Here is a 12,106-nt window from a genome sequence, read left to right as displayed (position 1 = left end):
GATGCTGCAGATCGCAAATGCAATCTCAAACATCGCCCAGGCGAGAACGAAAGACGGGGTTGTAACCGATCGCTAGAGCACCCCCAATCCATCCCAGGAAAAGGAGTGCTTGGAACTATAACAAGCCTGCATTTGAAAGACCCAAAATGAGTCCGGCACCAATGACGTGGCCAAAGCTCATGGTGGCGAGAAGCTCAGGAACGCCAAACCCGGTAAACATGGCGGGCATTTCGACCGGCAGCTTGGGACCCACACCCCGATTTTGAATGGCATAGTAACCGACGGCGATCGCAAACAAGTTTGCGGCAATCATCACCAAAGCGGTGTTGAATGACCAGGGAGACGTATGCGCTACTTGAGCAAGTACCAATGACATCATGTAGAGTCTCTCTCCTAACGGTAAATTCTAAAAAGCATGAAATTTGAAACGTGAACACAGCAACACCAGCAACGTTTGCGCGTTGCAGTTGCTTAAGGCGGATTGCCGTTCACTGTGTGGATTATAAAAAGCAAGGCTCAAGCAATAAAAAAATGTTTGAAGAGTTAACAAAACGTTGGCGATGACCCAGGCTGTACGTTAATTTTGGCAATACAGCTTAACAATTGCATGAGTTCGGCGTACTCCATGCGGTTTGCCAAGCTCAACCAAATGCGATACTAGCCACAGGCTCGAGCCTCAGTTTTACAGCGGAACATTGAAAGGCCCATGCACATCAAAATTTGCGGCATTACTCAACCAGAACAGGGGCGTGCGATCGCCCAGTTGGGTGCCCATGCCCTGGGTTTCATTTGTGTGCGCCAGTCGCCTCGGTATGTTTCTGCCATGCAGATTCGTCATATTGTCGATCATTTACTCACCAACGAGTTTGGCCAACCCAACGTCGATCGCGTCGGGGTATTTGTGAATGCAGCCGTGGATGAGATTGCCGATGTTGTTGCGATCGCCAACCTCAACGTGGTGCAACTGCATGGCGAAGAATCACCCACCTTTTGCCAACAGGTGCGCGATCGCCTGCCCCACATCCATCTCATCAAGGCATTTCGCATTCGCAGCGCAGAAACCCTAGCCAGCACAGCCCTCTATGCCAGCGTCGTCGATCGGTTTTTGCTCGATGCTTACCATCCGCATCACCATGGCGGTACAGGCCAAACCCTCGACTGGCAAACCCTCCGCGAATTTCGCTCACCCGTTCCTTGGCTGCTGGCCGGTGGCCTGACCCCCGACAATGTGGCGATCGCCCTAGAGCTAACCCAACCCCACGGCATTGACTTATCTAGCGGGGTTGAACATTCCCCCGGCAACAAAGATCTACAAAAAGTTGCCCAATTATTTGAACAACTCCATCAACCCACCCCAGCCCAAAACCAGCCCCATTACAGCCAGTTACCCAGCAGCACATAGGCAGCCCAAAACCGGGGTGCCCGAAACTGAGGATTGCGCAAAAGTTCTAACTGGGCGCGACGTAGCGCCTCGGCCTTGGAAATGGGATTTTGGCTGAGCTGGCGATAGAGCGCACTCATCAACAACGCTGTTGACTCATCATCCACACTCCAAAATGAGGCAATGGTGCTACGAGCTCCGGCTCGCACAGCCACACCCGCCATGCCCAATGCAGCGCGGCGATCGCCCACAGCCGTTCGGCAAGCACTCAGCACTAATAGCTCGATTGGGTCCAAACCTTGCGCCTCTTTGCCTCGCAGCAGTTCACTCAGCTCGTTCACATCAATGCGATCGTCCCATGCCAAAATGAACGTTTCGTCAGCATTCGAGCTGAACTGGCCGTGGGTTGCCACATGCACAATCGAAAACGGCGCGCCAGTCAGCTCTTGCCGAAAGTTGATGCGCGTAAATTCCTGATCAAGCAACACCTCGCTTGGAATATCGCCCCGAATTTGGGCAACCTCGGCTTTCACAAAGGTGAGGGCTTGAAACTCATCACGAGCCTCGCTCAAACCAGCAACCAGGGCTCGAATGTCGCGCTGCTGAATGGGTTGAGGATCGGGCAGTTGAAGTCCTGGTGCCAGGGCCAAACTGTAGGACTCAATCAAATACTGCTGCCCATCGTGCAACACCGCCAGCGGCAAATTTCGCAAAGGGCCATCTGGCACAAATACCAGCGTTTCAATTTGGCTAGCCGTTAATTCTGCTTCGATTGGGCGAATCAGCCAATTGTAAAGTCGCTGGGGCGTGGCCATTTGCGCTTGCGAGAAGTAGGGTCGGGCCACCTCAGCCATCAGAGTATCGATTGCGGAGGTAACTTCGGCTTGGGAAGCGGCAACCGTATGGTGAATTAACTCCTGCTGGGGCAGCTTGAGAATGATCTCCAGGCGATCGCCCAGCACAATGGGATACACCACAGCCGACGATTCCTGCGCCTGGTCAACCACGCGATCGAGGGCAAACTGAGCATCCAAACAGGCTTCGCGAAAAAAGTTATCCAACTCGGCAATTTGCAGTGCTTCAATCACATCTCGCGCTTGGGTCAAGCGATCGCGGCTCACCGCCTGTCCAGGTTCGGGAGTCAGCAATAGGCCCACCAGGTCTCGATAAACCGGCTCCACCCGTTCTCGAAAGGTAAACTGCACATCGCGATTAATCGCCACCAAATCGCTGCGCAGCAACTGCAGCGACGCCACCGCCTGACTATAAGCGGCGATCGCCCCGGCAGAATCTCGCTGCTGAACCAGCAGTCGCCCCAGTTGCCACTGCCACTGATAGGCAATATCCGTGGCACTCACCGTTTGGGCCAGCGCCAATGCATCTTGAGTCAGCGTTTGGGCATCGGCCCATTGACGATTCATTTCATACAGCTTGCCCAACGTTCCAACGGCAAAGGACTGGGCGCGCACATCGCCAATAGTTTTGGCCTGGTGGGCTGCAGTCGCCAGCAGGTGTGCAATGTCGCCAGCGGTCGCCAATGGCGTCTCTGCCTGTTGCAAGCTCGTCATCAGGCTTTCGGCCAGGTTGATTTGATTGAAGATGCTTGTGCGATCGCTGGTTTCCGGGTTGAGCTGAGCGTTGATTGTGGGATATAGCGCCTGAGCCTGACTCCACCGCTCTGTCTCCACCAGCAGGGTAAAAGCGTTGAGCTGAGCCTGTACCTGCGTGGTTGGCAATGGCGATTGAGCGGCGGCATCGGCATAATGCTGCAGCGCCACTTCAGTTTGCTGCAGAAAGGTGCGGGCAGCACTTTGTTGTCGGCGCTGGATCGCGGCCAAGCTGGGGTTACTGGCCACTGCTGGAGGCTGGCTCACCAAACGAACTGCCTCAGCGGTGGATAGGCCACTGCGTCCTAGTTCTGCGGTGGCCTCAACCTGCAACACATTGCCAAAACTTAGCTGGGCGGCAGCGATCGCTTCTTGAGCTTCGGGGACAGAGGGTGCTAACAACTCCGCCACATTCAAGCTTTGGGCCAGCAGTTCCTTCGCTTCACTCAAGTTGCCCGCAATTCTCAAAGCATCGCCCAGGCTGCGCAACGTCAGCGCTTTGGTCAGAGAGTTGGGCTGGGCTTGCTGCTCCTCAGCCAGTTGAGTGAGCAGCGCGATCGCCCGCCGATAAAAGCCTAATGCCTGTAACGCCTGGGCCTGGTTGAGCTGGCTCGTCAACACACCCGCCTCATCCTGAATCTGCTCAAATGCCGCCGCCGCTTGTTCCCACGTTGCCAGGGCACGTTCGGCCTGCCCCTGCGCTAACAGTAACTGTCCCGATAGGTTGAGGGCTTGGGCTTTCACCTGTTGGCCGTTGGGGCTGCGCTCCTGCTCAACCAAGCTCAGGGCTTGGCCGATCGCCCCATTTGCCGCATTCCACTGCCCCGTTTGCTGATACACCAATGCCAAGTTACTCAGCGCCAACGCTTGCCCAATGCGATCGCCCCTCGTTTCAAATTGGTGGAGGGATTGCTGCAACAGCGCGATCGCCTCAGGATAACGTCCTGCATCGTACAAAGCCCGGCTTTGCTCAAGCGATGGTACAGAAGTCGGCGCAATATCGGGCTGTGGGGCATGGGTAAAAGCAGTCGCCTCGGATGGCAGCGCGATCGCCGCACTCATCACCATTACCATCCTCGCCAGGTGGATCATCCATCGAGCAGATGTTGTCTTCTGAGTTGCCACCTCATTTTCCTCCGCCGTTGTTGCCTATCACCCTAATGCCGATGCATCCACCTTGCGAACGATTTGCCACATTGTTTCATATTTCTCTCAACCATAGAATCTAAATCAATTCCTTTGATTCATCTAGCACCCCAACGGGTACTTAAGGTTCAGGGTAGTCTTAACCGGAAGTTGACCCATCACTCGTCCTGTTTAACTTATCGGCTAGCCATGATTCCTTAACGCCAAGTAACGTCAAGTTCTTTTCAGCCCATAAGACTCTGTGCCGTCGTAGTGCGAACAGCACAGAGTTTTAGAGTTGTACGTTGAATGATGGCTGCTGGCTGAGCAATGGTTTATTGCTTCAGGCTGAATATTGCTTCAGGGTGACAGGTTTATATGAAGAAACAATCGTGATTCGCAATTAACCCTCGTTCAACGAACAGGGCGATCGCCATCGGTTTTGATGAACACATTGAGAGATATCCGTACCCAAAAACGAGCCATCTTTTTCAGTTAACGTACAAAAAATCTATCTTTAGGATGGCTAATCAGTGCACGCCGCATTGAAATTCAAAACATCGAGAAAAGATTTAGGATTGGACTTCGCTCCGATCCCTTATTTGTTAATTAAAAAATATTCGAAATAAAGCGATCGCATCACGAAACAATTGCGCAAAAGTGTTTACCAAACCTTGTTTCCAACCTTAGGGAGATGTAAAACCCGTACAAAAGTTGGATTCTAAAAGCGTGAGTGAAAAATTAAGCTCGTTCAGCAAAAAAGTCCTGAGCAGCCATGTTTTTGCGTCTTGCACGCTCCGACATTGGATGAGTTTCATCGTTGTCACAACCGTTCGTTCAACTCATTTATGGGGTTGAATAACTCCAAATGCCACCTGCGGTTGGCTACGGTTGCAATTTGTCATAGAGCATGCCAGTGATTCGTTTGAAGGCAATAGATATCAGACTTTCAAGCAAATTTCTGGTTCTTTCAGCCGTCCAGTGGATGGGTGGATTGGAACAGCGGAAAGAAGTGGCGATCGCTGCCTCCGGCTAATCTCTATCTTTGTGTAGATGAGCTATTTTCTGAACGTTTCAGCTTGCAAAATTTGGGGTGAACTCTAACAAGTTTTGCATTTACTCACACGTCTCACATATATAGGCTGAGTTGTTCAAATTCAAGCCATAAATCGGACTTCAGACAGTTCCAATTTACTCCTAATTAACCTTGTTTGTTCGATTTCTATTGATGAATTGGCAGTGGGTGTAACCACTGAACCGACAGGAGAAACTAATGAATCAACTCACACATTTACACACTCCGCTGGCAAATCAGTTTTGGATTGCTCAGCCGCCGCCCGTAGTAGCACCTGCTGCTCCTGGAGCGGCTGTTGTTTTGTTTTCAGGGCCGCAGTTTTTAATTGCGCTCGTTTCAGGGATTTTGTTGGCATTTGCCATTCAGCTCTTGCTAACCAACTTTTCTGTTGCAGCTGGAATTTCTTATCTAGGTCATTCCGGCGATTCCAGTTCCGATAGCCACACCTCCAAGCACGATTCGGATGGGGGTCTTGGCTCAACCATTCGCAAAGTTGGCTTTGGCGTTGGCCTGTGGACATTGGTAACCGTGACGATCGCCCTATTTTTGGCGTGTTACCTGGCGGTGCAGCTCAGCTTGCTCACCCATTCTGGACTGGGTGCCATCATTGGCTTAGTCATTTGGGCAGCCTACTTTTCGCTGTTGGTTTGGTTTAGCTCCAGCACAGTCGGTTCGCTGATTGGCTCGGTGGTCAATGCCGCCACATCTGGTTTTCAAACCGTACTGGGGGCAGCGACAGCGGCATTGGGAGGCCAAGCAGCCAAGCGACAAGCCGTATCCACAGCCGAGGCCATTGTCGAAGCAACCCGAAACCAACTGGGTTCGGCCATGGATCCCCTCAGCATTCGCGAATCAATTGAGGACTATCTGTACGGGCTCAAGCTACCGCAGATGGATATGTCGCAACTCCGTCGGGATTTCGAGTCGCTGCTGAATGATCCTGAATTTGCGGAACTGGCCGACCACGATCGCCTCCAATCCATTGACCGTCAAACCTTTGTGGACTTGGTGAGCCGCCGAACCGACTTTTCGCGGCAAGAGGTCGATCGCATTGCCACCTTGCTAGAAACGGTGTGGCGGCAAACCTTGGGACAGCGTCGTCGTCGCGATTCGACAGAAGAGTTGGTGAACTATTTGCAGTCGGCTCAGCCAGGACAACTGCAAGTCAAAGAGCTGAACGAAAAGTTAGATCGCATTTTGGCCGAGCGATCGCAGCAATCTGGACAGTCGCAATCGGGACAGCAGGGTGGAATGATGGGGATGCTTCCGCCTCAGCTGCAAGCAGGGCTTGGCATGGTGATGCCCATGCTACTGGGTCGAACCGACTTGTCGGATCTCGATTTAGAGCAGATTATGAATCGGCTGAAGCAAGCCCCCAATAAAGTTACTGAGCAAACCCAGAAGGTAATGGGCCAAATCAGTGGCGATCGCGACGCTGGCTACAGCCCAATTCGCAATGATGTAGAACACTACTTGATGACCAAGCAATCGTGGCAAATGAACTCAGCCACGCTAGAGCGCGAGTTTCGCGAAGTGTTGTATGATCCCTCTGCCGATCCGGGTGAGGTTGCACGGCAACTGTCACTGCTAAACCGCTCCTATTTTGCAGAGGTATTGGCATCTCGTGGCCTGTTTACTCAAGCAAAAATTCAGACCATGGCTGACCAATTGGAAGCCATTCGTCGGGATGTGTTGGCTAGTGCTCTAACGGCGAAGGAACTAGAGATTTCGACCGACTTGCAGCAGCGGGTGGAAATTTATCTCATGACCACGCCCAAAGAGCAGATGTATTCCAACGATACGCTGCCCGCTTTCCGCGCCATTCTAACGGACGAAGATGCAGATTACGAAACACTCAACAATCGCCTTTCCAGCTACAATCGGGCACGCTTGCAGTCCATTCTGGTGCAACGACAAGACATTACCCCTGAGGAGGCAGTTGCCATTCTCAATGCATTAGAAGCAACACGCGATCGCGTCTTGTTTGATGCAAAGTCGGTGGATGCGCAGATCCGCGATCGGTTTACAGCAGCCGAAGGTCGCTTGGAATCGTACTTGCGTGATACAGGCAAAGCCGAACTGAATCCAGAAGGCATCAAGCGAGATCTGCAGTTGCTCCTGAACGATCCTCAGTTGGGGTTGAGCGCCATTCGTCATCGGGCATCGCGTATGGATCGTGATACCTTGGTGCAACTGCTACGCCAACGTGGAGACATGACGGATGCTGAGGCGAATCAGGTTGTAGATCAAGTTGAATCGAACTGGTATAGCTTTACTCATGCTCCTGGCATCATTGCTGGCACGGTTAAAGAACGCTACGACGAAACAGTCAACACCCTAGCTGACTATCTGCGGCGCACTGATGCCGAAGCCCTTAATCCGGAAGGGATTCAACGCGATCTCAATCGGTTGTTTGAAAATCCCAAGGAAGGTGCGATTGCTCTACGTCATCGCCTATCCCAAATCGATCGCGACACCTTAGTTCGTCTGTTGAGCCAGCGTGACGACTTGAGCGAAGAGCAAGTCAACCGCACCATCGATCAAGTGCAATCTAGTCTGCGCCAAATCGCTCGTGCGCCTCGGCGTTTGGCCCTGCGAACCCAGCAGCAAGTCATGGACTTTGAGGCCAGCATCGAAGAATACCTGCGCAACACCGATAAAGAAGAACTCAATCCAGAAGGGATTAAGCGAGACTTGGGCTTGCTGGTGCAATCTCCCAAAGCTGGATTGCATTCTTTGAGCGATCGCCTCTCTCGATTTGATCGTTCAACCCTGGTGGCCCTGTTGTCGCAGCGGGGTGATATGAGCCCCGAAGAGGTGGAGCGGGTTGTGACCCAAATTGAATCGGCCCGCGACCAAGTGATTGCTCAAGTGCGCCAGATTCAGTACCGAGTGCAAGCCGTGATCGATCGCATCTTTGGGCGCATTCGCGATTATCTCAACTCGCTCGATCGCCCAGAACTCAATTACGATGGCATTCGGCGCGATATTCGCACCCTATTCCATGATCCACAAGCTGGATTTGAGGCCTTGCGCCATCGGTTGAGTGAGTTTGATCGCAACACCTTGGTTGCCGTTCTTAGCTCTCGCGAAGACATTTCCGAAGCCGATGCCAACCGCATTATTGGCCAAGTTGAGTCAGCTCGAAACAGCGTATTGCAACGCGCTGAGCGCATTCAAATGGAAGCGCAACGCCGTTTGGAAGAGGTTAAAGAGCAGGCACAACACCAAATGGAAGAAACCCGAAAAGCATCTGCTGCTGCGGCTTGGTGGTTGTTCCTCACTGCGTTGGTTTCGGCGGCGGCCTCTGCCGGAGCGGGTGCCCTAGCCGCAGGCTAAATCAACCGTCCTCTAACTATCGCAGGATCTGTATGAAAAGCGCTCCATGGAGCGCTTTTCATGCCCTTATACAGTTGTTGATTCCCGGCAGTCTCATTGTGATTGACGCTAGGCAACCCCATTCATTTGTCGATTCATATTTAATTCACCGTTGATTCACCCTTGATTGATATCGTTTATCACGCTGCTTATCTACGGTTTGTTCACACAAGGCATAGAAACTTGCATGGCGAACTCCTCCACAACATTTCCTCAACTCGACGAGTTATTTCAGTCTCACAATTCACCCACAACTGTCTTCGAGCAGTTGCTTCCTATCCTTGGCGATCAATTGCAGTGCGATCGATGTTTTCTCTATTTGCGTAACCCCAACACCCAGTTAGGCAAAGCAGTTGCCTGTTGGCGAAAGCGGTCCAGCATTCCAGCAATACTCGACCCCCAGTGGAAACCAGAACCCACAAACTTAGCGCAGGATGATCCCTTATTTGCCGCTGCACTCCGAGCCGAACCTTCGATCTTTGTAGAAGATGTCGAAACGGCAAGTTCCACAGTCGTAAACCGCGATTTTGAAGCCGAAAACTTTGGCCATCGAGCGCTTATTCACGCTCATTTACGCTGCGATGGCGTGCTATGGGGCATTTTGCAACCTTGTGTCATGAATAGCCCTCGTGTGTGGACTGCAGACGATCGTGCGCTCATGGCCCATGTCGAAGCCGCCCTAACACCTTTGGCGATCGCCTACGTCACATCTGCGGATCCTGCTTCCCTCAACGCGCCAGAAAACCTATGATCGTAAACTTGACTGAAACGGGTTGGCAAATTATCTATCACCGAGCACATGCCTTGCTCGCCGCACAGATTGCAGGTCATTGGCGACGATCCGATGCCCCCGAGCGCCTCTACGAAACCATTGCGGCCATCTCCCATCACGACGATCTCGAAAAAGAAAAGGAACACTACGAACTCACTCCCGCAGGCGCACCGCTAGACTTTACCCTCGCCGCAGGTTCCAATCCAGATGACGAAATCGAGCAACTCAAGCAACACATCGTCGATGCTCGCTACCGAGGTCGTTGGGTCACGTTTCTCACCTCAAAACATGTTTCCTTCTTAAACCAGGGAAAGAAAGGAAGCTCAAAACAATGGGATGAGTTCCTAGCAGAATTATCTCAACAACAAGAAGAATGGCGAAAAGAGCTAGGAATCGAAAAAGATGAGGCAGAACGCGCTTATCAATTTATGCGATGGTGCGATCGCCTATCTCTGATTCTGGCTCAACAGCAAATTCCCGATGCTGGTCGTGCCCTCGAAATTACCAGCGGCATCGATGGTCAGCGGTACGACATTCGGCAGTTAGACAACGAATATCTAACCGTTGAACCATGGCCTTTTGAAGATGAACAATTCACGATCAATGTAGAGGCGTGTTGCCTCGAAAAGCTGAAATATGAGACCCAACAATCTCTCATTACTGCTTTAGAAAAAGCTCCTGTCGAAGTTTTGGAATGGACATTTTCCAAGCCAAAAGCCAAAACTTCTTAGCCATGACAGACGATGTCCAATGGGAGGAGAGATAAACCCATATAATAGCATCGTCATTCCATCCAAACCGATAAACCAATCGATCAGTAACCTTGAAGGATAAAGGCAAGCTATGGAACCAGTTGATTTCATTATTATCGGAGCAGGGCATAACGGTTTAGTATGTGCTGCCTATCTGTTAAAGGCTGGCTATCAAGTTCTGTTGTTAGAAAAGCGATCGGTTCCAGGCGGAGCAGCCACCACAGAAGAAGCCATGCCGGAAGACGCACCAGGATTTAACTTTAACCTGTGTGCGATCGACCATGAGTTTATTCATCTTGGGCCAGTGGTGGAAGAGTTAGAACTCAACAAATATGGTCTGGAATATATATTCTGTGACCCAACCGTCTTTTGTCCCCATCCAGATGGAAGTTATTTCTTATCTCACCGTTCGGTTGAAAAAACCTGTGCCGAAATTGCCAAGTTCAACCAACATGATGCTGAAAAATACGCAGAATTTATTGATTTTTGGCAACGGTTACTGATGGGCATTACTCCTATCTTTAATGCTCCCCCAAAATCTATCATTGATATTTTGGGAAACTACAACATTAAAAAGCTGCAAGAGTTGCTCTCTATCGTGGGTGGGCCAAACAAAGCTTTGGACACCATTCGGACAATGCTCACCAGTGTTGAAGACAATCTCAACGAATATTTTGATTCAGAGTTTGTCAAAGCACCATTGGCCCGTCTTGGCTCCGAATTGGGGGCACCCCCAAGCCAAAAAATGCTCTCGATTGGTGCCATTATGATGGCAATGCGACACAATCCGGGTATGGCTAGACCTCGCGGTGGTACAGGCTCTCTAACAAAAGCCTTGCTCAAGCTAGTTCAAAGCTTAGGCGGGCAAGTATTGACGGATCAAGCTGTTGAAAAACTATTAGTAGATAGTGGCCGCGCTGTTGGTGTTAGGGTGAAGGGCGGCACAGAGTATCGTGCAAAATCCGGTGTGATTTCTAACATTGATGCAAAACGATTGATGTTGCACATGATGGATAGCGGCGATCTCAATGCGATTGATTCTGAACTGCGAGAGCGGCTTGAACGCCGCATTGTGAACAACAATGAAAGTATTCTCAAAATTGACTGTGCTTTATCGGAACCTCTGCGGTTTGAGCATCACCAACATAAAGATGAGTACCTGATCGGCTCGGTGTTAATTGCCGATTCTGTCAAGCATGTGGAGTTGGCGCACTCCGACCCAACGGTAGGTCGAATTCCCGAAGATCCGTCGATCTATGTGGTTATGCCAACCATGCTCGATCCATCCATGGCTCCTGAAGGAAAACATACGTTATGGATTGAATTTTTTGCCCCTTATGTGGTGGAGAATTTAAAGGGAACAGGCTTGAATGGAACTGGATGGACGGATGAATTGAAAAACACGATCGCCGATCGCGTGTTGAACAAATTGGCAGATTATGCGCCTAACTTGAAGAACGCCATGATTGCTCGACGGGTAGAGAGCCCAGCTGAGTTGGGCGATCGCCTAGGAGCACTCAAGGGCAATCACTATCATTTGGATATGACGCTAGAGCAAATGATTTTCTTCCGTCCACTCCCCGAAATTGCCAACTATAAAACCCCAGTTAAGGGCTTATACCTCACCGGGGCAGGAACTCATCCTGGTGGCTCTATTTCTGGTATGCCAGGTCGCAACTGTGCTCGGGCTGTTCTGTACGAGTTAAACCCCGTATCCCAAACGCTCAAAGACGCTCGAGATTCGATTAAATCGGCATTTGAACCTGCTTTTCGAGTGTTTCAATAGAGAGAGCCTGAGCTTTTTATAAAGAAAAAATGAGCCTGAACAATTCCTGTTTAGGCTCATTTTTTTGGCAAATTCCAATCCGATCTCATATAGTAATCAACCATAACCGATATTCCGCAGGTTGCTGGGAATTAATTAAGCAGGTAGTAACGGCAGTAAGGTAGGCCCAAAAGTTGGATGATTTTAGAGCGCTCATCCATCAGATTACTGACCTGCTGAGCTTGCCCGAT

At 50.9% G+C, this 12,106-nt stretch carries 7 protein-coding genes; 5 read left to right on the top strand and 2 right to left on the bottom strand.

Translation table 11 applies throughout. From position 1 onward, the window contains the following. Positions 1-115 precede the first annotated feature (115 nt). Positions 116-379: a photosystem I reaction center subunit PsaK gene (gene psaK, locus ACQ4M4_RS05105; RefSeq protein ID WP_430683391.1), complete on the bottom strand. Its 264-nt coding sequence runs from the start codon at positions 377-379 to the stop codon at positions 116-118. A gap of 327 nt (positions 380-706) precedes the next feature. Here psaK and ACQ4M4_RS05100 point away from each other — a divergent pair, with 327 nt between their 5' ends. Next, on the top strand, positions 707-1,402 hold the full coding sequence (locus ACQ4M4_RS05100) for a phosphoribosylanthranilate isomerase (RefSeq protein ID WP_430683390.1): 696 nt from the start codon (positions 707-709) through the stop codon (positions 1,400-1,402). Here ACQ4M4_RS05100 and ACQ4M4_RS05095 read toward each other — a convergent pair. Next, positions 1,375-4,113, bottom strand: coding sequence for a CHAT domain-containing protein (locus tag ACQ4M4_RS05095; protein WP_430683389.1), 2,739 nt, complete (start codon positions 4,111-4,113; stop codon positions 1,375-1,377). The genes ACQ4M4_RS05100 and ACQ4M4_RS05095 overlap by 28 nt on opposite strands. Before the next feature lie 1,273 nt (positions 4,114-5,386). On the opposite strand from ACQ4M4_RS05095, the gene ACQ4M4_RS05090 reads away from it, so the two are divergent. From ACQ4M4_RS05090 to crtO, 4 genes are all read left to right on the top strand, one after another. Further along, a complete protein-coding gene (locus ACQ4M4_RS05090) occupies positions 5,387-8,527 on the top strand; it encodes an MFS transporter (protein WP_430683388.1) in 3,141 nt (1,046 codons plus the stop codon). Positions 8,528-8,753: 226 nt separating this feature from the next. Beyond that, positions 8,754-9,317 carry a GAF domain-containing protein gene (locus ACQ4M4_RS05085; RefSeq protein ID WP_430683387.1) on the top strand — a complete coding sequence of 188 codons (564 nt, stop codon included), beginning with the start codon at positions 8,754-8,756 and terminating at the stop codon, positions 9,315-9,317. Continuing rightward, positions 9,314-10,069 (top strand): DUF3891 family protein, encoded by a 756-nt coding sequence (locus tag ACQ4M4_RS05080; protein WP_430683386.1) that lies wholly within the window; start codon positions 9,314-9,316, stop codon positions 10,067-10,069. Before ACQ4M4_RS05085 ends, ACQ4M4_RS05080 begins: the two co-directional genes overlap by 4 nt. A 112-nt stretch (positions 10,070-10,181) precedes the next feature. Continuing rightward, the gene (crtO, locus tag ACQ4M4_RS05075; protein ID WP_430683385.1) at positions 10,182-11,876 is read left to right on the top strand and encodes a beta-carotene ketolase CrtO; all 1,695 of its coding nucleotides are present in this window, start codon (positions 10,182-10,184) and stop codon (positions 11,874-11,876) included. The last annotated feature ends 230 nt before the right edge of the window (positions 11,877-12,106 follow it).

Origin of the sequence: Leptolyngbya sp. AN02str (genome assembly GCF_050565595.1) — a bacterium.
In the GTDB taxonomy this organism is placed as follows: Bacteria; Cyanobacteriota; Cyanobacteriia; order Elainellales; family Elainellaceae; genus Kaiparowitsia.
This window is presented reverse-complemented; position numbering and strand designations above follow the sequence as displayed.